Source organism: Nocardia xishanensis NBRC 101358 (genome assembly GCF_001613365.1).
Lineage (GTDB): Bacteria > Actinomycetota > Actinomycetes > Mycobacteriales > Mycobacteriaceae > Nocardia > Nocardia xishanensis.
The window spans coordinates 177,300-199,785 of record NZ_BDCF01000002.1; the positions used below are offsets into that span (position 1 = coordinate 177,300).

Here is a 22,486-nt window from a genome sequence, read left to right on the forward strand (position 1 = left end):
CACTCGGTCGCGCCGGATCGCCGGGAACCCGCGACCTCGGGCTGGTGACAGTGGTCCCAGCGATTGCAGGCATTCGTCCCTGGCCGAACCCGCTCCGCACAGCCAAGCTGTGAGTAAGGGTGTTGCCCACCGGGCAACACTTTTCGTACTGGGAAAGGATCCGACATGACCGAAGACACCTTCCCCGCCGACCGGCCGGTCCTCGTCGCGGTCGACGGCTCGGCGAGTTCGTACCAGGCCGCCGCGTGGGCCGCGGTCGACGCGGTCACACACGGGACCAGGCTCCACGTGCTCACCTCGGTGGCGCTGATCGGCGGAATCGGACCGGCGATGAGCCTGCCAGAGGCGGAGATGACGTGGTTGCGCACCGACGGCGAGCGGATCGCGACCGAAGCCGCGCGCATCGCACGAGAGGCGGTGCAGGGCGTGGAACTGGAGCTCACCACCGAGGTCACCTTCGACCTGCCGATCCCCACCCTCATCGAACGATCCAAAACCGTGCGCACCCTGGTCGTCGGCAGCCGCGGACTCGGCGCATTCCAGCGCGGCGTGCTCGGCTCGGTCAGCACCGCGGTAGCCAGGCACGCGCACTGCCCGGTGGCGGTCGTCCACGACCGTTCCGCGACCGACGCGGTGTCACTGACCAAGCCGGTCCTCGTCGGCGTCGACGGCAGCGAGAACAGCGTGCCCGCCGTGCGGTACGCCTTCGACCAAGCCGCCCGCCGCAAAGTCGAACTGGTGGCCCTGCACGCGTGGCGCGACACCAGCAGCATCGATCTGCCCGCGCCGGAATGGGATTCGATCCGGGAGACCGAGCGCGCTGCGCTGGCCGAGCGGCTGGCCGGCTTCGGCGAGGAATACCCCGATGTGACCGTGCGCCGAATCGTGGTGCCGGACCGACCGGTTCGCGCGCTGCTCGAAGCGTCGGCCGACGCCCAGCTGGTAGTGATCGGCAGCCACGGCCGCGGCGGCTTCTCCGGCATGCTGCTCGGATCCACCAGCAACGCACTGCTGCACGTCGTCGAATGCCCGATCGTGGTACTGCGGCAACGGTGAACCCGACGATCAGGGCAGCGGAACCGACCAGCGCAGCACAGTACCGCCCGCGGGGCGTGGGCCGATCTGGAAGGTTCCGCCCGCTTGCTCGGCGCGCACCGCGAGATTGGCCAGCCCGCTGCGGCGAGTGACGTCGTCGGCAATGCCGATTCCGTCGTCGGCGACCTCGATGGTCACGTGGTCACCGACGCGCAATTCCACCGCGACCATCGTGGCCCCGGCATGGCGAACGACATTGCTGACCGCTTCGCGCAGCACCGCCTCGACGTCATCGGACAGCGGCGGAGCCAGCACGGTCACCGGTCCAGCGAGACGAACGGTGGTGCGCAACCCGCTGTCGGCGGTCATCTCGACGATGATGCCGTGCAAATGCTTGCGGTACTTCGAGGAGTCCGCGATGTTGTTGCTCTGCAGGTCGAAGATCGAATGCCGGATATCCTGCACGATGGCCTGCACGTCGTCGACGGTCTCCATCAGCCGGGACTTGACCTCGGGGGAGCGTGCCCGCTGCAAGGTGGCCTGCAACGACAGGCCGACCGCGAACAGCCGCTGGATGACGTGATCGTGCAGCCCGCGCGCGATCCGATCGCGATCGGACACGATATCGAGCTCCCGTATCCGCCGCTGAGTGTCCGACAGCTGCAAGGCCAACGCCGCCTGGTCGGCGATCGCCGCCATCATCGCCTGCGCCTCGGCGTCGAGCGGGTGGGCCTCGGCCGGGCGCAGCGTGGTGAGCACACCGATGACCGTGTTGCGGGCACGCAGCGGCAGCGTCAGCGCCGGACCGAACTGCGTCCTGGCCTCAGAGAACACGCTGTCGGGAAGCTTCTCGACGGCGACGGTCTGCCCCGTGCGATACGCCGACCCGAACTGGGAGCCCTCGACCGCCAGGCGCCGACCGGTGATCACGTCGGCGTCGATGCCCGCCGCCGCGACCACGACCAGCTCAGTGACCTCCTCCGAAGGCACGTCAGGGTCCTCGGGCAGCGCGACGAAAGTGCACGCCGACCCGGTCAGCGCGAGAGCGCGCCCGGTGACCAGTTCCAGCACCTCGTTCGGTTCGCCGCCGGCGAGCAGTTCGGTCGCGACATCCCTGGTGGCCTCCAGCCACTGCTGACGGGTACGGGACTGCTCGTAGAGGCGGGCGTTGGCGATCGCGATGCCGGCCGCGGCGGCCAACGCCTGCACGACGATCTCGTCGTCCTCGGTGAATTCCTGGCCGTCGGCCTTCTCGGTGAGATAGAGGTTACCGAAAACTTCGTCACGCACCTGAACAGGAACGCCGAGGAAGGTACGCATCGGCGGATGGTGCGCGGGAAAACCGACCGACGACGAGTGTTCGGACAGATTCGTCAAACGGATCGGTTTGGGCTGTTGAAAGAGCAACCCGAGCACACCGTGACCGCGCGGCAGGTCGCCGATGAGCACCCGGGTGCGGTCATCGATCCCCTCGTAGACGAACTCCGCTAGCTCGTTGCCGGGCTTACCGGTCTCGCGGACGCCCAGCGCCCCGTATTGCGCGTCGACCAATTCGATGGCGGCGTGCACGATCGAACGCAGCGTCTCGTCCAAGTCCAGACCGGCCGTGACGACCAGCATCGCCTCGATCAGCCGATCCATCCGGTCACGGACATCGACGATCTGCGCGATCCGCTCCTGCACTTGCGTGAGCAGTTCGTTCAAACGCAGCTGGGACAGCGTCTCCGCCACCGGTGTGCGCCTGTTGACCAACGTGTCGTCGTTGTGCGCATCCACGTGGTCATTCTTTCATGATCGTGGACCAGCGCATCGCCGGTGATCGGACGGCCGGCGCCTATCGGTCGAAATCTTCGAGTTTGGACGCGATGACCGCCGCCTGTGTGCGCCGTTCGACCCCCAGTTTGGCCAGCAAGCGGGAAACGTAGTTCTTGACCGTCTTCTCCGCGAGAAACATCCGGCCCGCGATCTGCCTGTTCGTCAGCCCCTCGCCGAGCAGCGCGAGCAACGTGCGTTCCTGCGCGGTCAGCGTCGCCAGCGGACCGCTCTTCGCTTCCGCCTCGGAACGGAGCTTGGCCATCAACGCCGCGGCCGCCCGATTGTCCAGCAACGACTTGCCCGCCCCGACATCGCGAATCGCATCGATCAGCTCGAGGCTCTTGATGTCCTTGACGACATAGCCGCTCGCACCGGCCAGGATCGCGTCGAGCATCGCCTGCTCATCGGTGAACGAGGTCAGGATCAGGCAACGCAGATCCAGGTCCGCCGACAGCAGTTCACGGCACAGCTCGATCCCGTTGCCGTCGGGCAGCAACACGTCCAGCACGGCTACGTCGGGTCGCAAAGAGGGAATCCGGGCCAGGGCCTGCGCGCAGGTACCCGCCTCACCGACGACCTCGAGATCCGGCTCGAGGTCGATGAGATCGCCGACTCCACGGCGCACGATCTCGTGATCGTCGACCAGGAACACCTTGACCATGACTTCGTAGCCCTCTCCGTCGCGGCGTTGCCCTCAGCCTACGGGCTCGCCTACCCGGCCCGACGACGCAGTGGGCCTCTGCTTCGAGGACGAAAGTCCCTCATCGATCTTGTCGAGTTCGCCGCCTCCATCCCTGAATGCGAGCGCCTGCTAGGCGCGGTTCAGATCGCGAGACGATGACATCGAGCGTGCGGCCACGTGACGCAGCGCCGCCGACAAGCCCGCGCGTGCCTGGGCGGCGATCGACTCCAGGACCGGCTGCTTCCTTTGCGCCGCAACCAGATCCGGATCCACCGCCTCCACGACGGTCGACTCGGCGTCGGTCCGTACGACGACGTTGCAGATCAGCAGACCGGTACCGCCGTCGACCCGAAGCGCTCGGCCTGCGAGGTCGGGATTGCAGGCGGCGAGAACGACGTGGCGCTCCGACGTCGCATCGAGCTCAGCCTGTAAGTCGATTTCGGCGAGCACACCGAAGCCCTGCTCGGTCAAGGCGTTTCGGACCTCGGCGACCGTCTCGGCGAATGGCAGCTCGAGGCGCACGAACAGCGCGGCGGGAGCAACCGGAATACGGATCTCGGTGACCAGATCCCTCGGACTCACCGCCTCGTCCGGCGCGACCAAATACACCTCCGTGGGCGGGCCCACCGGCTGAAACTCCGATTCACGCAGCCAGTTCTCCAGCGCTCGATACGCCTGGCCGATATGCCGATAATCGCCGCGATGAGTGGTACGGGCGAAAAGGCCGTGCTCCTTGCGACGTACGAAGATCTCACCGGTGACGGCGTCCGCCGAGGTAACCGGCATCGCGAAATCGACCGCCGTCGACGCGCCGGCGGCGACCTCCCCTAGATAAGTCGTCGAAGGCGCACCGGCAGGCGTCAGACCGGTCGCGGCGACCAGCTCGTACAGCGCCTGCATGCCGTTGTCGATATCCTCGCCCGCTCGATCGGCGCGGACCGTTCGGCGCAGCTCGAACACGACATGAGGCGCCGAGTGATCGACGGTGACCTGATATGACATGGTCGGATCCCTTTCCGCGAGCCGCCGAACCGATATCGGTCCGCCACATTTGCGGGGACGAATCCGACGGTAATCGCGGCTGGACGCGGTACCCAGTGCCGAACCGACTCTGTAACAGGGACCTTCGGCATCGAGTCACGGCTCACGGGGGAGCGTGAAGTCTATGGGTATGCGTTGCCACAGAAAGGGGGAGTGCATCGAAGCCGAATCTCGACCAGCGCGTAGGCGATATCCCCGGCGGAAGCGCCGGGGATTGCCACACAGCGTCGTAGTACGGCCCACCTTCGCGGTGGGTTCTCAGCCTATGGGCTCAGATGCAAAAGACCACACTGCCGAGCGGGAGGCACAGTGCGACCGATCCCCAACCCCCATGCCCGGAGCCCGATCCCCAGAAGCCGGAGCCAGATCCCCAGAAGGCCGGTGTCACCTCGACCGGCGCCGACACCGCCGGGGCCTCCTGCACCGGGCTGGCCGAAGCCGCTGGAGCTGCGATAGCGCCCACAGGCAAGGCAATAGCGGTTGCGGCTGCGATCTTGATAATTGCGTTGGACATGTTCTCACCCTCGATCGACGTAACTTGGTTGCTCCGCGTCCAGTGCCGTCCAGGCATCTGCGCTGTCGCCATCGATCTGCGGATGGGTGGGTCAGCGAGCGATGTGCTGTCCGGCTGGTTACGTCCTGCTGCCAAGCGATTCCGACCCAGGACGCCCGTGACGCGCCTCGATTCAACCCCGACCCGATTCTGTATTGCGATGCGTAGCGAAGCGAACTAACGCCACGCGGCGAGACTGCCGGACCATCCGATCAGGAGTTCGTCCGGCGCCAGGGCCGGTCACGAATGCGCCGACCTGACAGCTCCGGCCACGAAACTCGACCGAAGCGGACCCTTTTCACAGCGCCGGGAAAAGGTTGCCCCTAGTTTACTGGCGGTCACCGCAGCCTGCCAGAGAGAAAGTCGCCGCTTCGTGCGCTCGGCTGCGCTCCGCCGGACGACGGGGCGCAGACCGACTTCCCGGGTCATCCCGACACTCCCACGCCTTTCCGGACGGACTCATCGTGCTGACATGGGACGATGACGCCGAGCGCGGTGCGGCCGGTTCTCGTCGTCGGCAGCGCCGACGCCGTCCACATCGCCACTGAAGGAGCGCCATATGGCATCGGTGCCGACCGAAAGATCCAGCTCCACCCTCGTACTCGTGGTGCTGGCGTCGGGCCAGTTCTTGATGACTCTCGACAGCTCCGTGATGAACGTGTCGATGGCCACCGTCGCCGAGGACGTCGGCACTACGATCACCGGAATCCAAACCGCCATCACCCTGTACACGCTGGTGATGGCATCACTGATGATCACCGGCGGCCGGGTGGGCAGCATCCTCGGTCGGCGCCGGGCTTTCGGGTTCGGCCTCGTGATCTACGGCGCGGGCTCGTTCACCACCGGGCTGGCGCCGAACCTGCCGATCCTCCTGCTGGGTTGGTCACTGCTGGAAGGCATCGGCGCCGCCCTGATCATGCCCGCGATCGTCGCCCTGGTCGCCGGGAATTTCCCTCCCGAACGCCGGTCAGCGGCCTACGGATTGGTGGCGGCGGCGGGAGCGATGGCCGTCGCGGTAGGGCCGCTTCTCGGCGGTGCCGTGACCACGTTCGCATCGTGGCGGTACGTCTTTTTCGGCGAGGTGGTCGTCGTCGTGCTGATTCTGCTGGTTCTGCGCCGGGTCCAGGACGCTCCCGCCGAACGTGTCCGGCTGGATCTCGTCGGCTCCGTCCTATCCGTGATGGGGCTCGGCATGGTCGTATACGGGGTGCTGCGGTCGAGCGAATGGGGCTGGGTGCGTACGAAGGAAGGCGGCCCCGACCTCCTCGGTTTGTCGCCTGTCTTCTGGTTGTTGATCGGTGGCCTACTGCTGTTGTACCTGTTCTTGCGGCGGCAGACCTATCTCGTTGAGCGCGGCCGCGACGCGCTGGTCGATCCGGGCCTGCTGGCGAACCGGCAGCTCGCCGGGGGCTTGAGCATGTTCTTCGCGCAGTTCGCGGTGCAGGCCGGAGTGTTCTTCTCCGTGCCGCTGTTTCTGTCGGTGGTGCTCGAACTCAGCGCGCTCGAGACCGGGGTGCGGATCCTGCCCCTGTCGATCGCGCTGGTCCTTGCCGCGGCGGGCATCCCGCGGTTCTGGCCGCGCGCCAATCCTCGCCGCGTCGTACGCCTCGGTCTGTCCACGATGATCGTCGGCGTTCTGATCCTCACCGCCGGAATGGACCCGGGCGCCAATGCGGGCGTCGTGTCGATTCCGATGCTGTTGATGGGACTCGGCCTGGGCGCCTTGGCTTCTCAACTGGGAGCCGTCACGGTATCGGCCGTGCCCGATTCGGAGAGCGCCGAGGTCGGGGGACTGCAGAACACCGCGAGCACTCTCGGTGCCTCCCTCGGCACCGCACTGATCGGGTCGGTCCTGATCGCCACGCTCACGTCGTCCGTGATCGAGGGCATCGAGAACAATCCGGCTATTCCGGCCTCCGTGCAGGAGCAGGCCACCACGGATCTGGCTGACGGAGTGCCGTTCCTGTCCAACACTCAGTTGGCGGGCGCTCTCGACACCGCCGGCGTCGGCGACACGACGGGTGACGCCATCCTCGCGGTCAACTCCGCCGCCCGTCTCGAGTCCCTGCAGGTGGCATTCGCCGTGACCGCTCTGCTCGCGATCGCCGCCCTGTTCGGCACCGGCCTGCTGCCTCGCCGACCGGTCGGCCAACCGGACACGAAGGTCCCCGGCACGCCCGGCCGGGATGGGTAGCGCACTCCGACTCCTGGCCGCAATCCGCTCGTCGATCCGATGGAGCATCTTGCGTCACTGTGACGTTTTGAGGGCAGCACGTCTCGCAATGCGGGGAAGTGGACCGAACTCGAATCTGGGTCAACCACTGGACCCGGGGCAGTGCGTCACCCGGCAGTGCGCGGATCCGGCATCGTGGTGAAATCCTACGATGGTTGCGGGAGCCGCATCGCCGTCGCGACCGATCGGCGTCGGACGCGAGGATGCGGATACTCGCTGGATGGGAGCCATGAACAGGCCGACAACACATACCTCCGCCACGGACCAGGAGTCCGCCTTCGAGACATCGCCAGCGCTGGACCGCACGCCGTCTCGCCGAAACCACCCGGCCGCGGAAGGGGCGCATCCCCGGAATACGCACGAAATCTATCGCCCCAGGACGATATCGGCGTCCGCGGGGCTGTCCTAGAGGAGTTTGTCAATGTCACGGAAATTCAACGGCCCGAACAGTTTTCGCGCGCTGGGGCAGGCCTCGCTCGGCGCGCTGCTGGCCACTGCCGGCACCGGTCATCTGACGTTCCAGCGCCAAGAATTCCGGGCGCAGGTCCCGGACTGGCTGCGGTTGGACCCCGATGTCGTCGTCCTCGCGTCCGGGGTCGTCGAGATCGGTCTCGGCAGCGCGCTGCTCGCCACCTGGAAACAACCCCGCCGGGCCTTCGTCGGCGGCACGGTCGCGGCGTTCTTCGTCGCGATCTTCCCCGGCAACATTTCGCAGCTGGTCAACCACGCCGACGCCTTCGGACTCGACACCGACACCAAACGTGCTGTGCGACTGGTCTTTCAACCGATGCTCGTCGCATGGGCGCTGGCCGCCACCGACAGCTTCCGCGTCCTGCGAGAGCGACGCGCCCTGCGGAATCGCCGATCGGCGTAGCCGGGCTCGGGTGCAGCGTTCATCGCCTGCGCTGGGCCGATGGGGCAGTACCGCGGTCTGGTGACAACGCGACCGGTAAGCCACTTACGTCACAGTGACGACTTATGCATATTTATGCATAAGTTGAGCCGAGTCAACCATCCAACTCGCAAGCTTTCGGTGTTTCCCTAGTTCAACTGGAGGCTCCCAGAACCCTTCCCGTATTACTCCCGCCTTCACCGGAACAGGCATCAACGACATTCGACGTACCTGATCCGATTAGACCCGGCAGCGGACTCGATGCGCCGACCAGGCCACTGCCAGGTTTCTTCGGACGCCGCGGTGGCCAGCATGTGCTGTCGACCGAGGTGGGGGTCCCGGTAGTAATGGCGCAGAAAACAACGAAGTTCGTGTAGCTGCTGGTCAGCAGCGGCGGTCGGCTCCGGGGCCGAGGAGGCTGGTGAGGTCGCGCATGGCGTGTGGCGATGGTTTGAAGTAGCGGCGCAGGTTCTCGGGTTTGCGGTGGCGGGACTTGGCCATGAGTTCGAGCAGGCAGGCCCCGGATTCACCGAGATGCGTGAGTCCGGAATGCCTGAGTTCGTGCAGGTCCCAACCGGTTCCGGGCCCGGTGGTCGCGGTGGCGGCGTCGAGCAGGTCGCGCGCCTGGTCGTAGGACAGCCGCGCGTCCGGGGTCGGGGCAGATGTCGCGGTCGGCGAGGTACTTGCTGGGCCCGGGGCGGCGGTGGGTGACGAACAGCGGCCCGACGCTGCGGTCCTTGATCAATCTCGGCAGCAGCAAGGCGGTGCCGGCGTCCCAGTGCACGGTCTCCAGGACGTATTCGTGGTGGGCGGCGCCGCGGCGGCGGGTGGGCGCCTTTGGATTTCACTGGGCAGCAGCGCCCGACCGGGTCCAGGTCTTCGATGTTGACCTGGAGCAGTTCGTCCGCGCGAGCACAGGTTTCGTACAGCATCCGCCACAGCGTCTTCTCCCGGATGTGGAGGTCGCGGCGGGCGATGAGCCGGTCGATCGCCGTGCGTGAGCGGACCGGGGTGTCGGAGTCCGGCGGGGTCGACCGGCGCGCCGTGGCGGGAAGGGCCGCTGCGTCCCAGCCCTGTTCGCGGCACCAGCTCAGCCATTTGCCCACGGCGGCGCGTCGCGCGTTCCAGGTGTTGACCGCCGCTGAGCCCCACAGGGATTCGAGGGCCATCGGGTCATCGGGTCGTTGCAGCGGTCGTTGCGCCGGGAGACCGAGGCGGGCTTCGCCCGCGATATGCACTACCCGAGTCGCTGGGATCCCTATTTCCGCGACCGTATGAGCCTCGCGGATCTCTACCGGTATCCCGGGCGGCACTATCACCACCACCGGAAACAGCTGACGGTCACCGGCACTCGGGAGCCGTGAGGGACCCAAAACGGCGGGGCCCACGTCGGGCCGTGGCTTTCAGCTGCAGCAGTTGGGGTCCAATACAAGGCACAGTGCCGATAATGCGTCCCGGCGTGCCTGGTGATAGGTGTTCATCCCGCGGCGTTCGGACTCGATCAGGCCTGCCTTCTTCAACTGCCCGAGGTGGTGGCTGACCGTGGACTCGGCCAGCCCGACTACCGCAGCAAGGTCCCCGGTGTTCTCCTGCCCGGCGGCGCTGGTCAGCAACAGCGACATCAACCGCACCCGAGCCGGGTCGGCCAGCGCCTTGAGCCGCAACGCCACCTCCAGCGCTGCGGCATTATCGACCGGTCCGGCCGCCACCGGCGCGCAGCAGACTGGGGCGGACATGTCGATCACGGGCAACGCCTTGGGCATGAAATCCACCCTACCCACTTTGTTGACATATGTCGAAAAGGTGGCACACTCGGCATCGTCAGCTTTTCGATATATGTCTCACGCATGGAGGTTGTGTCATGTCCCGTGTCCAGCTCGCCCTCAACGTCGACGACCTCGACCAGGCCGTCACCTTCTATTCGACCCTGTTCAACACCGAGCCGGCCAAGCACAAGCCGGGGTATGCGAACTTCGCCATCGCCGAGCCCCCGCTGAAGCTGGTGCTGATCGAGAACCCCGGTCACGGCGGCAGCGTCAACCACCTCGGCGTCGAGGTCGAGTCGTCGCAGCAGGTGCACGCCGAGATCGCGCGGCTGTCGGAGGCGGGGTTGTTCACCGAGGAGCAGATCGCGACCACGTGTTGTTTCGCCACTCAGGACAAGGTGTGGGTGAGCGCGCCCGATGCCGAGCGGTGGGAGGTGTACACGGTGCTGGCCGACAGCGAAACCTTCGGCACCGCACCCGAACTCGCCTCCGGCGAGGCGGAGTCGGTGGCCGTGTGCTGCGGGACCGCCGAGGAGGCCGCAGCCGAGGAGGCGTGCTGCGGAACGGCCGCGAAGGAGCAGGCACTCGCCTCCGGCGCCAGCTGCTGCGGCTGAGGTAACCGGGCCGGACGCGACCGCGGCGGGCGGTCGCGTCCTTCGGGGTTCTCCGCGTGGTGTGGCCCTGTGGCGGGTCAGGCGGGCGAGGCGTCCGGGGATTGGGGCCCGGTGGCGGTGTGGGTGAGTGCGGTCAGGGCGGGAATGCCGACGGGTTCCTCGGCGAGTGCGGGGATGACCGCGTAGCGGCCGGTGTGGGTGGTGACGCGGTGGATCTGGTCGAGTTCGGCGGCGGCGCGGCGGCGCAGTAGCGGGTCGGTGGGTGCGGCGGCGGCGAGGCTGTTGTCGATGATCCAGGCCCACGGGTGGATGCCGGCGCGTTCGAGGTCGGTTTGCAGGTCGGCGGCCTCGAGGACGGGGGTGGTTTCGGGCAGGGTGACCAGCAAGACCTTGGTGGCCTTGGGGTCCTGTAGCCGCATCAGTGGGGTAGTGAACCGGGTGCCGGGCGCCATCTGGCGCACGATGTCGCGGTGGTAGGAGCCGGTGGCGTCGAGCAGCAGCAGGGTGTGGCCGGTGGGTGCGGTGTCGACGACGACGAATCGGCGCCGGGATTCGGCGATGACGTGTGAGAACGCCTGGAAGACCGCGACCTCGTCGGTGCACGGGGAGCGCAGGTCTTCGGCGAGCGCGGCACGACCGGCGTCATCGAGGCCGGCGCCTTTGCCGGCCATGACCCGGGCACGGTAGTCGGCCACCGCCCGGGCGGGGTCGATGCGGGAGACCTGAAGGTGTTCCAGGCTGCCGGCGATGGTTTGGGTGAGGTCACCGGCGGGGTCGGTGGTCGACAGGTGCACGTCGTGGCCACGCTCGGCCAGCGCGACGGCGACCGCGGCGGCCACGGTGGTCTTGCCGACCCCGCCCTTGCCCATGCACATGATCAGGCACGGCCCATCGGCTTCGATCTGGGCGATGAGCCAGGCCAATGGCACATCGGCCACCGCCGCCATCATCGGCTGGACTGTGACCGCGGCGGTGCCGGGCGGGGTGGGATCGAACAGGGTCTCCAAGGCGTCGACACCGACGATGTTGGTGGCCTTGAGCTCGACCAGATCCCGCGGCAACTGCCCGACGCTGGCGGGCATGGCCTCGACGGCGGCGCGCTCGCGCCGGCGGGTCGCGGCCACGAGCGGGTCGCTGGAATCGACGGTGTCGGGCAGCACGCCGTTGATCACCACATACTGGTCGTCCAGCCCGACGGTGGCCAGTTCGGTGCGTGTGCGGGCGATCTCGGCCAGCGTCGAGCGTGACGGGCGCGCGACCAGCACCAGACGGGTGCGGTGCGGGTCGGCCAGCGCGGTGACCGCGGCAGCGTAGACGGTCTTCTGCTTGTCCAGCCCCGAGAGCGGGCCCAGGCAACTGGCGTCGCCGCCGCTGGTGAGGAATTCGCTCCAGCTGCCCGGCAACTGCAACAGCCGGATGGTGTGTCCGGTGGGCGCGGTGTCGAACAGCACGTGGTCGTAGCGGCTGTTCTCGTCGGTGAGCAGGGCGGTGAACTCGTTGAACGAGGCCACCTCGGTCGTGCACGACCCCGACAACTGCTCGGTCATCGACGCGATGTCCGCCTCCGGCACCACATCGCGCATCGGGGCGAGGATCCGCTCCCGGTAGGCGGTCACGGCCTGCTCCGGATCGATCTCGAGCGCCCACAACCCTGCCACATCGGGGATCGCGGTCACCGTGTTGCCGACCGTGACACCGAATACCTGCCCCACATTCGACGCCGGATCGGTCGACACCAGCAGCACCCGCCGCCCTTCTCGCACCAACGCCACCGCCGCGGCGCACGCGATCGACGTCTTGCCCACTCCACCCTTGCCGGTGAAGAACACGAACCGCGGCACACCGGCCAGAAACTTGATCTCACCCACCGTGTCCGACACCTCCACACAGCCGACCCCGGCCGTCCACTCGAACCTGTTTGCTTCATTCGACCGCAGTCCCGCCAGGCGCGGCAGGGCCGAACGTCCCGTAGGTCCAGGCCGACCATTGCCCATCTAAGAAGAAGATGATGTCCTCCGGCTCGATCCTGAACCCCACACCTCTGGCCCAGGAGTGGATCGGGGGTGCGATCTCTCTGCGCTCACCATGGCGAGGTCCCTTCCCTGCGGTAGCTCGTCGGATGCCGCGATCGTATGGGCGCGCGAGCCCGAGTGGGGCGACACGGCCGAAAGCAACCCGTGCCCGGTGACGTCGGGCCCTGGCCGCAGCGGCCGCCACGCGACAGGCTTGCGTGCATGGGAACCGCCGAGACCAGCACCATCGCGTCGGCCGCGCCGACCACCTACACCGTCACCGCCTGCTCGGGCGCCGGGGCCGGCCCGGCCGTGGCGCATGCCGGCAGCGAGACGATCGCCCTGGACGCCAGCTGGGGGACCGCGCCGTCGGGGCTGCCGGGTCCGGCGCACCTGCTGGCGGCGGCGCTGGCGGCGTGCCTGTTGAAGAACCTGGCCCGCGCCCAGGACCTGCTGTCGTTCGGTTACGAACACGCCGAGGTGCAGGTGAGCGCCCGACGCCAGGACGCCCCGCCGAAGTTCACCGAGTTCGCCTGGGAAATGCGGCTGGTCACCGACGAACCCCAGCGGCGCCTGGACCTGCTGCACCGCAACCTGACCACCCACGGCACCGTCTACAACACCCTCGCGGCCGCCTGCGAGGTCCACGGCACCATCACCGCCGTGCCGAGCGCCTCCTGACCTGCCGGACTCGGCATCAGCGGTGACCAGCACGATCAACCCCGCCGCCGTCGAAGCGATGGCCGAGGCCGGCATCGACATCATCGCCCAGACCCCGAAAATCCTCACCCCCGACACCGTCGCGACCTCCGATGTGGTGATCACCATGGGCTGCGGAGACAACTGCCCCAACTTCCCCGGCGTGGAATACCGGGACTGGAAACTCGACGACCCCGCCGGCAAAGGCGTCGACGCGGTGCGCCCGATCCGCGACCAGATCCGCACACTCGTCGAAGAGCTCATCGCCGAACTACTGCCCGCCCACCGCTGACCCCACCCGTGGGGCCCCAGTCAGAACAGGGTGTCGCGCACGCGCAAGGGCCGATATCCAGTCGGCCCGAGCGCGGCGAGTTCGCCCTCGATATCGACCTCGATCGCGCCGAAGAAGTTGATGTTCTCACTGTGCGCCGGGCTGATATGGGCGAGCACATCGTCATCGAGCAGATGCGCCCGGCCCGGCGCATCTGCTCGATCGCGAGCCCGTAATACTCTGTGGTCCACGCGATCACGGCGTTCGTGGCGAGGGTCAGACACCATGCCTGTCCTGTTTGCGCTTCCAGCTGCCGCGCCCGGATCATGCCCTTGTGGGCGTCGAACAGGTCCCGGCGCAACGCGCGCAGGGATTCGCCCTTGTTCAGCTGGCGGGCGATCTTGCGGCGATACGCCGGATCCGACAGATACCGAGCGGCGTAGATGGTGCGCCGCATCGCCCCGTACTCCTTGAGCGCCGCGGCCAGCGCGTTCTGCCGCCCGGATGCGGACAACTTGCCGACCAGCAGCGACGCGGTCGCGTGCCCGAACTTCAGCGATCCGGCCAGCCGCAGCAGATCGTCGTAATGCTCAGCGATCAGGTCCAGGTTCAACTTGCGGGTCATCAACGGGCCCGCGTGCGGGAACCGGGCCTCAGCCTCGGCGCGCGGGACCGGCCGGTACAGGGTGATCCGGCCCAGGTCCCGGATGCGCGGTGAGAGCTGCATCCCGAGCAGGTCGAACAACCCGAAGTTGACCAGGGTGACCCCGTGCGTATCGGTCGCATGCTCGGTGATCGGCAGATCCGTTGCGTTGCCGAGGATTTCATCGAGCACGTAGTGGGCTTCGCGTTTGGTCGCGACGATGACCTTCGTGCCATAGGTGGCGTGCTGATCGCTGACGTGGGTGTAAGTCGACAGCCCTTCCTCGGCGAAATACCGACTCAGGGCGCGGGCGGTGATCGACTTGCCGCGGGTCGGGAACCGCTGCCCGTCCGAGGACGACAAGGTACCGCCACCGAACGCCGAGGTCAGCGGCAGCCGCTGGTGGTAGTCGATGATCGCCAGGTTCGCCGCCCGCAGGGTTTCCTCCCGGACGTACCACTCCTCGGTCCAGGACAGGATGTCGTAGGAGATCCCACACGCCTCGGCCATCCGGGTCAGCCCGAGATTAGTGGAAGCGGCCAGCAGCACCGCAATCAGATTCCGCTTCAACTCCGGTGTCCGAGACTGCTTACCGCCGGCGTGGGTGAAACAGTCCAGGTAGCCGGTGCGTTTGTCCAGCTCGATCAGCAGCGACACGATCGGCGCGAACGGCAGCATCTCGGTCAGCTCCGCCTTCAACGCGATCGCCTCGGCGGGCACATCCTCCGCGGTCAACGGCGAGATCACCAGATCCCCACCCTCATCGAGCCGGACCGGGCCCTCACCCCGTGCCAGCACCGAATCCAGTTCCCCGACCGCCTCGTACAGCTCCGCGACCGCAACCGCCAGAGCCTGACCAGGGTCGGCGGGTTTGCAAACGGCGTATTTCCGTCCAGTCCTCCACGTTGAGCACCTCGTGATTCGTCACAGGGTGGGTCAGCGTTCACCCGGAACTACCAGGTCAGGATCGCACCGGAACCGACACCGTCAATTCACGACGTTGCTGACCTATCGCTTCGGTGATCGTTCACGCCGGTATGTGGTTGGGGGAGTTGGGGACCGGGATTTCGAACTGCCAGGGGCCCGGGAGGCCGGGGCGGGCGGCGGCCTGGGTGTAGGTGCAGGTAGTCCGCACGGGAGAGGTCGATGGCGCCGAGGGAGGTGAGGTGGCTGGAGGTGACCTGGCAGTCGATGAGGGCGAACTCCCAGGCGGTCAGTTGGGCGCAGAGCCAATACAGCGCGACCTTGGAGGTGTCACGGGCGCGGGAGAACATGGACTCGCCGGCGAAGGAGCGGCCGCATGCGACGCCGTAGAGGCCGCCGACAAGGTCGCCGTCGCGCCATACCTCGACTGAGTGCGCATGACCGAGGTGGTGCAGCCGCAAGTAGGCCGCCAGCATGTCGGAGCCGATCCAGGTTCCGGCCTCCTTGTCACGCGGTCCGGCGCAATTCGACATCACATCGGCGAAGGCGCGATCCATGGTCACCCCGTAGTCGGCATTGGCGACAGATCGACGATAGGACTTGGTCACCCGCAGGTCGGTCGGCACCAGAATGCTCCGCGGATCCGGGCAGTACCAGTGGATCGTTTCGCCGGGGTTGTACCAGGGAAAGATGCCCGCGGAATAGGCGCCCAACAGCCGCTCTGGCGACAGATCCCCGCCCAAAGCGACCAGTCCGGTCGGATCCGCGAGTTCGACAGGTGGGAAAGGCTGGTCTGGATCGACCAGATACATCCGCATCAGGTCGGTAGCGTCGGTCACCGTACAGACATTACCGACCTGAGCGAACAGCCTCAGGCTGCGACGACAGGACGAACCGTCGGACGGGGATCGGTCCGCGGACTTGGCAACCGTCGAGCGGGAACTTGCCTGCGACTCAGTCGATCGATCGGTAATCGAGGTCGCATTCCGAACCGACGCTTCGCGGCATTACAGGGCGTCGGTGAGGTTCTTCCCAGTCGGCCTATTCCGCCAGCAACTCGCGTGCTCGTTCGATCAATTCCTCAGGGTGCGGGGAGATGCCCTTGTGACACTGTCCCACTTGTGTGCCATAGGCGTACACGACGATCGTGCCCGTGACCATGACCCCCTCGCGTGCGGCTGCGTGACGCACTTGTGCATAGCGGACCGTCCCGAACACTATGTCGGAGAACAGGTCCCAGTGAGCGAGCCCATGCCGGCCACAAAGCGGGCTGTCGCTTTCATCGCTGCGATACTCGATGACGACAACCGCTCCGCTGGAAGTGAAGTCGTCGATCACCTTCCACTGTTCGTAGGGGTCGGTGTAGGGATCGAAGTTGATCCATGTGGCTGGCATCCCGACCACCGCCGGATACACGAAACGCTCTCTGCCGGAGAATACTTCACCGAACGCGTCTGGGCTTGCCCCCCACACGCGTTCATTTTCGTCACAGTGACAATAAGATGCCTGCATAAATATCCACCAACTGACCTGCAAGATCACAGCTACTGACAACCCTGCCCGGATCCGAGCCGCCAATCCAGAGCGCTGCCAACCCTTCCGGATCACTGCCACCTTTACCCAGATCAGGCACGACGGATCACCAACCCCTTTCCGGCGATGCCGTTCTCGCGCCGATAATCGACATTATGTCAAGTAAGGCCGGTGGAGTGCATTCCCCCAAACCGCCCACGGCGAAGACTTGACTGGGTCATACTTCAGAACGTGTCCACCACTTCGGACTTCCAGCGGATGCTTCGCGGCGCCGACCTGCGGGTGACCGCGCCGCGACTCGCGGTGCTGGCCGCGGTGCACGACCATCCTCACTCCGATACCGACTCGATCCTCGCCCGCGTGCGTCGCACGCTCGGCGCGGTCTCCCATCAAGCCGTCTACGACGTACTGCGCGCACTGACCGCCGCCGGACTGATCCGGCGCATCCAGCCGATGGGATCCGTGGCCCGCTACGAGACCCGGGTCGGCGACAACCACCACCACCTCGTCTGCCGATCCTGCGGCGCCATCGTCGACGTCGACTGCTCCGTCGGTGCGGCGCCGTGCCTGACCGCGGCGGACGACAACGGTTTCGTCCTCGACGAAGCCGAGGTCATCTACTGGGGCCTGTGCCCCGAGTGCGCACAACGGACACTCCCCTGATCACAGCCCGATTCACCGTCACCCCGAAAGGAAATCGCTGTGCCCGAAGAACATCCGCCCATCGCAGAGGCGAACACCGAACCCGCGGGAAGTGGTTGCCCCGTCGCGTCCAGTCGGCTGAAGTACCCGACCGAGGGCGGAGGCAACCGCGACTGGTGGCCCAACCAGCTCAACCTCAAAATCCTTCAGAAGAACCCCGCCGTGGCCAACCCCATGGACGAGGACTTCGACTACGCCGCGGAATTCGCGACCCTCGATCTGGCCGCGGTCAAGCGCGACATCGTCGAGGTCATGACGACCTCGCAGGACTGGTGGCCCGCCGACTACGGCCACTACGGGCCGTTCTTCGTCCGGATGGCCTGGCACGCCGCGGGCACCTACCGCATCAGCGACGGCCGCGGCGGCGCGGGCGCCGGCATGCAGCGGTTCGCGCCGCTCAACAGCTGGCCCGACAACGCCAGCCTCGACAAGGCTCGCCGCCTGCTGTGGCCGGTCAAGAAGAAGTACGGCAAGAAACTCTCCTGGGCCGACCTGCTCGTCTACGCGGGCAATGTCGCACTCGAGGACATGGGGTTCGAGACTTTCGGTTTCGGCGGCGGCCGCGTCGACCAGTGGGAGCCCGAGGAAGACGTCTACTGGGGCCCTGAGCAGACCTGGCTCGGCGACGAACGCTACTCCGGCTCCCGCGACCTGGAGACGCCGCTGGCCGCGGTGCAGATGGGTCTCATCTACGTGAACCCGGAAGGGCCCAACGGCAACCCCGATCCCCTCGCCGCGGCGACCGATATCCGCGAGACCTTCCACCGCATGGCCATGAACGACGAGGAGACGGCCGCGCTGATCGTCGGCGGCCACACCTTCGGCAAGACCCACGGCGCCGGCCCGGCCGACCACGTCGGCCCCGAGCCCGAGGCCGCACCGCTCGAAGAACAGGGCCTCGGCTGGCGAAGCTCCTTCGGCACCGGCGTCGGCAAGGACGCGATCACCAGCGGTCTCGAGGGCGCCTGGACCCCCACTCCGACCAAGTGGGACAACAGCTTCCTCGAAACCCTCTACGGCTACGAGTGGGAGAAGACCAAGAGCCCCGCGGGCGCGTGGCAGTATGTGCCCAAGGACGGCGCGGGCCAAGGCACCGTGCCCGACGCGCACGACCCGTCGAAGTCGCACACCCCGGTGATGCTCACGACCGACCTCTCGATGCGCATCGACCCGATCTACGGGCAGATCACCCGCCGCTGGCTCGACCACCCCGAAGAGCTCGCCGAAGCGTTCGCCAAGGCGTGGTACAAGCTGACCCACCGCGACATGGGCCCCCTCGTCCGCTACCTAGGACCGCTCGTCCCGCAGGAGGCGCTGCTCTGGCAGGACCCCATCCCCCCGGTCACGCACGACCTCATCGGATCGGCGGATATCGCCGAACTCGAGGGCCGGATTCTGGGGTCGGGTCTCACTGTCGCCCAACTGGTTTCCACCGCGTGGGCCGCGGCCGCCTCCTTCCGCGGCAGCGACAAGCGCGGCGGCGCCAACGGCGGACGCATCCGTCTCGAACCGCAGAGCGGATGGGAAGTCAACGAACCCGACGAGCTCGCCCAGGTGGTGCGCGTCCTGGAGGGTATCCAGGAATCGTTCAACGCCGCCCAGACCGGGAACACCCGCGTCTCGTTCGCCGATCTCGTCGTGCTCGGCGGCTGCGCGGCCGTCGAACAGGCCGCGAAGAACGCCGGATTCGATATCGAGGTGCCGTTCACGCCGGGACGCGCCGACGCCACGCAGGAATGGACCGATGTGGAGTCCTTCTCCGCACTCGAGCCGAACGCCGACGGCTTCCGCAACTACCTCGGCAAGGCCAGCAAGCTGCCCGCCGAGTACCTGCTGATCGACAAGGCGAACCTGCTCACCCTCAGCGCACCGGAGCTGACGGTCCTCGTCGGCGGCTTGCGCGTGCTCGGCGCGAACTACAAGCAGTCGCCGCTGGGCGTATTCACCGAGACCCCTGGGTCGTTGACCAACGACTTCTTCGTGAACCTGCTCGACATGGGGACGACGTGGGAGCCGTCGCAGGCCGATGACGGCACCTATGTGGGCAAGGACCGCGCCACCGGCGCGACCAAGTGGACCGGCAGCCGCGCCGACCTCGTGTTCGGCTCGAACTCTCAGCTGCGCGCCCTCGCCGAGGTCTACGCGACCGACGACGCGAAGCAGAAGTTCGTCAAGGACTTCGTCGCCGCGTGGGACAAGGTCATGAACCTCGACCGGTTCGACCTGGCCTGATCACGACGGCGCTCCGCGCACCGCCCGCGGTTCGCGGAGCGCCGTCACCGGACCACCGATTAGGTGGTGTGGTCGCCCATTCAACTAACCTCCAAGCGGTGCTTGGACATTCACATGCGACCAGCGGCGCGCTCGCCTGGTCGGTGGCGGCGGCGACGCTGCCTCTCGCGGCGTCTACCTATCCGGTATTGCAGAACAGCGAGGCCCGCCTCGGCCCGGTCGACATCCTCCTCGGCGTCTTCCTGACCGCGGGCGCGGCGCTGCTGCCCGATGCCGACCACCCCAAGGGAACGATCGCGCATGTGCTGGGCCCACTCTCCTACTTCCTCTGCAAAGTCATATCGACCGTCGCCGGCGGACACCGGCAGGCCACCCACTCCTTCGCGTTCGTGATCGTCGCCGCCTATGGCACCTGGGCCGGAATGCATTGGATCGGACGCGGATTCACTCTCGCACTCGTCTTCTTCCTGCTGGCCTTGGCGGTGCGGGCACTGCACCTGTACCCGCCGGGCGACGGCATCCGCTCATGGGGCACGGTCGTGGTCCTCGCGACCGCGGGCACCTTCGCGATGGACAACTGGATCAACGACCGACCCGCCTGGCTGCCGTTCTGCGTCGGCCTCGGCGCCTTCGCCCACCTCATCGGCGACTGCCTCACCGAACGCGGCTGCCGGCTCTTCTGGCCGCTCGAGCTGCGCACCCGGCTGCCGATCATCGAACGAACCGGGAACAAGGTCGAAACCTGGCTTCTCACACCGCTGTTCGCGGTCGCCACGCTCGGCGTGCTGTGGCACGTTTTCACCACCAGTCCGTAGCGGAACGGGTGGGCCACCGCAGCGGCCCACTCTCCCCTCGTCTGTGCGGTCTTTAGTCAGGAGGTTGTCGAGCGAAGCTGTCCGACATGAGTTTCGCAATATACATCGATATGCATATCTGAATAGCGGTATCTTTCATCCGACCTTCACGGCCGAGGCCAAGGTCTCCGTTCGATCCGTTCGATATCCGTGTTGAACCGCTCGAGGAACCCCGCGAAGGCTGCCACATCCGTGGCCGACCACTCCCTCAGGACGGTCTCCAGCGCCGACATGTTGTACGCCCCCCACGCGGCGCTCCCCCTCGTCGGCGATGCGGAATTTACTTGCCATCCCGCCCTCCGGATCGGGAATGCGTTCGATGAGACCGGCTTTCATCATCCCGGTGGTCTGCCGGTGCAGCGTCGAGGTGTCCAACCCGAAAGCATCGCTCAGCTCCCCCGTTGGTGCCCGACGCGCGCCCCGCCGAACGGCTGCTCGAGACCACGGTGAACCTGCTCGACCATGCCATCCACGCGCTGTTGACCCATCCCGCGCGGCGTCCGGCTTGAACGGCCGGTCCCCTTGTTGCAACCAGGTAGAGCCGGGCGTGCGCGACCGGTCGTTGCGGGGTCCGGCTCGCGGTGCACACATTCGGCGCGCTTGTAGCCGATCAAACCGGTGCTGGCCACCAGCATCGGTTCGTGGACACCTACTGGCACGCTGTCACGCCGCCGCCGGTCGCCTGACGGGCGTACCCGCGGCGAATCCGCTTCGTTCACGCTCGATGCGGTGGATTCGGCCCTGGGGCGGCGGGTCGAATCCACCACGTGAGGCGTTACGCACCGCCCCCTCCCCGTCCTTGCTCGTCCGGCGTGCCGGACGTCAAAGGGTCGATCCGAGAGGTATACATCGCTAGATGCGCATATCTACATAGCGAGATGTGGTTTTCCTTACTCCGATTCTCCACGACTCCGGCTCCGCCGCGGATACGCTGGCCGCCATGTTCGCAGGATCGACGATGCAACCGCACCGATGGACACCGCCGAGCGCCTCCGAGCGAGCGCGCGGGAAGCGCAGCACTCCCCCACTGCCGCCGGTCACCAGGATCGAACTCCCCGCCGCAGCACCAGAAGACGTCGTGCGCACGCCGGATGGAAAGGTGATCGCCGGCCTCGAAAACGGCGCGATCGTGAGCATCGACCCCACCGACGGATCGGTGCGCGAAGTGGCGAACACCGGCGGCCGTCCGCTCGGACTGCACGCCGACGCCGACGGCTCTCTGCTGATCTGCGATTTCGCGCGCGGTCTGCTGCGCATGGATCCCGACGGCGCGCTCGAGGTACTGGTCGACGAGATCGACGGCGAGCGACTCGCATTCGCCAGCAATGTGGTTCGCGATGCCGACGGCGCTATCTATTTCTCCGCGTCCTCGCGCCGCTATCCCCTCGACCAGTGGATGGGCGACCTGCTGGAGCATTCCGGCACCGGCCGCCTGTTCCGGCGCGATCCTTCGGGCAAGGTCGAAACCCTCATCGAAGGACTGCAATTCGCCAACGGCGTCGTTCTCGCCCCCGATCGCTCCTGCGTACTGGTGGCCGAGACCGGCGCGTATCGCGTGACCCGCTACTGGCTCACCGGGCCGCGGGCCGGTACACACGACCGGCTGATCGAGAACCTGCCGGGTTTCCCGGACAACATGGCGCTCGGCAGCGACGGGCTGGTCTGGATCACGTTGCCCGCTCCGCGCGATCCCCTGCTGGATCGCCTGCTTCCCTTGCCCGGCGTGCTGCGCCGCGTGGTGTGGTCACTGCCCGCTTGGGCGCATCCGAAACCGCCGCGAACGGTCTGGGTACAAGCGGTCGATTTCGACGGGACGGTCGTACACGATCTACAGACCGAGGGCGCGGATTTCTCGATGGTCACCGGGGTGGCGGAACACGACGGCACGTTGTATCTGGGCAGTTTGACGGAGGCGGCGATCGCCGTCAGCCACGTGCCGAGCTGAACAATTTCCACTGAATCCCTCAGTGCACATATGTACACTG

General features: G+C 66.9%; 20 protein-coding genes and 1 pseudogene. 13 read left to right on the forward strand and 8 right to left on the reverse strand.

Features of this window, described 5'->3' with window-relative positions:
* The first annotated feature begins 165 nt into the window (after positions 1 to 165).
* The gene (locus NX1_RS03110) at positions 166 to 1,056 is read left to right on the forward strand and encodes a universal stress protein (RefSeq protein ID WP_068053351.1); all 891 of its coding nucleotides are present in this window, start codon (positions 166 to 168) and stop codon (positions 1,054 to 1,056) included.
* Between the two features lie 9 nt (positions 1,057 to 1,065).
* On the opposite strand, the gene NX1_RS03115 is transcribed toward NX1_RS03110, so the two are convergent.
* The 3 genes from NX1_RS03115 to NX1_RS34995 form a co-directional block, all read right to left on the reverse strand.
* Entirely contained in the window at positions 1,066 to 2,811 is a 1,746-nt protein-coding gene (locus tag NX1_RS03115; RefSeq protein WP_068053355.1) for a sensor histidine kinase, read from the reverse strand.
* A 58-nt stretch (positions 2,812 to 2,869) separates the two neighbouring features.
* Entirely contained in the window at positions 2,870 to 3,511 is a 642-nt protein-coding gene (locus tag NX1_RS03120) for a response regulator (RefSeq protein WP_068053359.1), read from the reverse strand.
* Between the two features lie 150 nt (positions 3,512 to 3,661).
* Complete coding sequence (locus tag NX1_RS34995) at positions 3,662 to 4,534, reverse strand: DUF302 domain-containing protein (protein ID WP_084500902.1); 873 nt, start codon at positions 4,532 to 4,534, stop codon at positions 3,662 to 3,664.
* A gap of 1,151 nt (positions 4,535 to 5,685) precedes the next feature.
* Between NX1_RS34995 and NX1_RS03130 the strand changes: the two genes are divergently transcribed.
* The 4 genes from NX1_RS03130 to NX1_RS37655 all read left to right on the forward strand — a co-directional run bounded on the left by NX1_RS03130 (position 5,686) and on the right by NX1_RS37655 (position 9,615).
* Entirely contained in the window at positions 5,686 to 7,320 is a 1,635-nt protein-coding gene (locus NX1_RS03130) for an MFS transporter (protein WP_068053362.1), read from the forward strand.
* Positions 7,321 to 7,780: 460 nt separating this feature from the next.
* A complete protein-coding gene (locus tag NX1_RS03135; protein WP_068053365.1) occupies positions 7,781 to 8,233 on the forward strand; it encodes a DoxX family protein in 453 nt (150 codons plus the stop codon).
* Between the two features lie 755 nt (positions 8,234 to 8,988).
* Positions 8,989 to 9,252, forward strand: coding sequence for a hypothetical protein (locus NX1_RS37650; RefSeq protein ID WP_245668292.1), 264 nt, complete (start codon positions 8,989 to 8,991; stop codon positions 9,250 to 9,252).
* Positions 9,253 to 9,435: 183 nt separating this feature from the next.
* Complete coding sequence (locus NX1_RS37655; protein ID WP_245668293.1) at positions 9,436 to 9,615, forward strand: hypothetical protein; 180 nt, start codon at positions 9,436 to 9,438, stop codon at positions 9,613 to 9,615.
* Positions 9,616 to 9,654: 39 nt separating this feature from the next.
* Here the strand turns inward: NX1_RS37655 and NX1_RS03145 are convergent, their stop codons facing one another.
* Positions 9,655 to 10,014, reverse strand: coding sequence for an Rv2640c family ArsR-like transcriptional regulator (locus NX1_RS03145; protein ID WP_068054153.1), 360 nt, complete (start codon positions 10,012 to 10,014; stop codon positions 9,655 to 9,657).
* Between the two features lie 98 nt (positions 10,015 to 10,112).
* Here NX1_RS03145 and NX1_RS03150 point away from each other — a divergent pair, with 98 nt between their 5' ends.
* Positions 10,113 to 10,631: an ArsI/CadI family heavy metal resistance metalloenzyme gene (locus NX1_RS03150; protein WP_068053368.1), complete on the forward strand. Its 519-nt coding sequence runs from the start codon at positions 10,113 to 10,115 to the stop codon at positions 10,629 to 10,631.
* A 77-nt stretch (positions 10,632 to 10,708) separates the two neighbouring features.
* Here NX1_RS03150 and arsA read toward each other — a convergent pair whose 3' ends face one another.
* Positions 10,709 to 12,490: an arsenical pump-driving ATPase gene (arsA, locus tag NX1_RS03155; protein ID WP_068054156.1), complete on the reverse strand. Its 1,782-nt coding sequence runs from the start codon at positions 12,488 to 12,490 to the stop codon at positions 10,709 to 10,711.
* Between the two features lie 375 nt (positions 12,491 to 12,865).
* Here arsA and NX1_RS35000 point away from each other — a divergent pair, with 375 nt between their 5' ends.
* Both NX1_RS35000 and NX1_RS35005 read left to right on the forward strand, forming a co-directional pair.
* A complete protein-coding gene (locus NX1_RS35000) occupies positions 12,866 to 13,324 on the forward strand; it encodes an OsmC family protein (protein ID WP_169812169.1) in 459 nt (152 codons plus the stop codon).
* A 1-nt stretch (position 13,325) separates the two neighbouring features.
* Complete coding sequence (locus NX1_RS35005) at positions 13,326 to 13,634, forward strand: arsenate reductase/protein-tyrosine-phosphatase family protein (protein WP_245668315.1); 309 nt, start codon at positions 13,326 to 13,328, stop codon at positions 13,632 to 13,634.
* A gap of 20 nt (positions 13,635 to 13,654) precedes the next feature.
* Here the strand turns inward: NX1_RS35005 and NX1_RS03165 are convergent.
* The 3 genes and pseudogenes from NX1_RS03165 to NX1_RS03175 all read right to left on the reverse strand — a co-directional run.
* Positions 13,655 to 15,135 (reverse strand): annotated as a pseudogene (locus tag NX1_RS03165) (Tn3 family transposase); the annotation flags it as partial.
* 113 nt (positions 15,136 to 15,248) lie between these two features.
* Positions 15,249 to 16,019, reverse strand: a complete 771-nt coding sequence (gene aat, locus NX1_RS03170; RefSeq protein WP_218024041.1) for a leucyl/phenylalanyl-tRNA--protein transferase — start codon at positions 16,017 to 16,019, stop codon at positions 15,249 to 15,251.
* Between the two features lie 202 nt (positions 16,020 to 16,221).
* Positions 16,222 to 16,722, reverse strand: coding sequence for a hypothetical protein (locus NX1_RS03175; protein WP_157119500.1), 501 nt, complete (start codon positions 16,720 to 16,722; stop codon positions 16,222 to 16,224).
* 222 nt (positions 16,723 to 16,944) lie between these two features.
* On the opposite strand from NX1_RS03175, the gene NX1_RS03180 reads away from it, so the two are divergent.
* The 5 genes from NX1_RS03180 to NX1_RS03195 all read left to right on the forward strand — a co-directional run bounded on the left by NX1_RS03180 (position 16,945) and on the right by NX1_RS03195 (position 22,446).
* Entirely contained in the window at positions 16,945 to 17,376 is a 432-nt protein-coding gene (locus NX1_RS03180) for a Fur family transcriptional regulator (RefSeq protein WP_068053375.1), read from the forward strand.
* A gap of 39 nt (positions 17,377 to 17,415) precedes the next feature.
* The gene (katG, locus tag NX1_RS03185) at positions 17,416 to 19,647 is read left to right on the forward strand and encodes a catalase/peroxidase HPI (protein ID WP_068053378.1); all 2,232 of its coding nucleotides are present in this window, start codon (positions 17,416 to 17,418) and stop codon (positions 19,645 to 19,647) included.
* A 98-nt stretch (positions 19,648 to 19,745) separates the two neighbouring features.
* Entirely contained in the window at positions 19,746 to 20,462 is a 717-nt protein-coding gene (locus NX1_RS03190; protein ID WP_068053381.1) for a metal-dependent hydrolase, read from the forward strand.
* Positions 20,463 to 20,902: 440 nt separating this feature from the next.
* On the forward strand, positions 20,903 to 21,010 hold the full coding sequence (locus NX1_RS37290; RefSeq protein WP_218024042.1) for a cytochrome P450: 108 nt from the start codon (positions 20,903 to 20,905) through the stop codon (positions 21,008 to 21,010).
* Positions 21,011 to 21,441: 431 nt separating this feature from the next.
* The gene (locus NX1_RS03195; RefSeq protein ID WP_245668295.1) at positions 21,442 to 22,446 is read left to right on the forward strand and encodes an SMP-30/gluconolactonase/LRE family protein; all 1,005 of its coding nucleotides are present in this window, start codon (positions 21,442 to 21,444) and stop codon (positions 22,444 to 22,446) included.
* Positions 22,447 to 22,486 lie beyond the last annotated feature (40 nt).

What these genes read in the sequence shown, in the direction of transcription:
- NX1_RS03110 (WP_068053351.1), top strand. Translation starts at nt 166, where the DNA reads ATGACCGAAGACACCTTCCCCGCCGACCGGCCGGTCCTCGTCGCGGTC.
- NX1_RS03120 (WP_068053359.1), bottom strand. Translation starts at nt 3,511, where the DNA reads ATGGTCAAGGTGTTCCTGGTCGACGATCACGAGATCGTGCGCCGTGGA.
- NX1_RS34995 (WP_084500902.1), bottom strand. Translation starts at nt 4,534, where the DNA reads ATGTCATATCAGGTCACCGTCGATCACTCGGCGCCTCATGTCGTGTTC.
- NX1_RS03130 (WP_068053362.1), top strand. Translation starts at nt 5,686, where the DNA reads ATGGCATCGGTGCCGACCGAAAGATCCAGCTCCACCCTCGTACTCGTG.
- NX1_RS03135 (WP_068053365.1), top strand. Translation starts at nt 7,781, where the DNA reads ATGTCACGGAAATTCAACGGCCCGAACAGTTTTCGCGCGCTGGGGCAG.
- NX1_RS03145 (WP_068054153.1), bottom strand. Translation starts at nt 10,014, where the DNA reads ATGCCCAAGGCGTTGCCCGTGATCGACATGTCCGCCCCAGTCTGCTGC.
- NX1_RS03150 (WP_068053368.1), top strand. Translation starts at nt 10,113, where the DNA reads ATGTCCCGTGTCCAGCTCGCCCTCAACGTCGACGACCTCGACCAGGCC.
- NX1_RS35000 (WP_169812169.1), top strand. Translation starts at nt 12,866, where the DNA reads ATGGGAACCGCCGAGACCAGCACCATCGCGTCGGCCGCGCCGACCACC.
- NX1_RS03195 (WP_245668295.1), top strand. Translation starts at nt 21,442, where the DNA reads ATGTTCGCAGGATCGACGATGCAACCGCACCGATGGACACCGCCGAGC.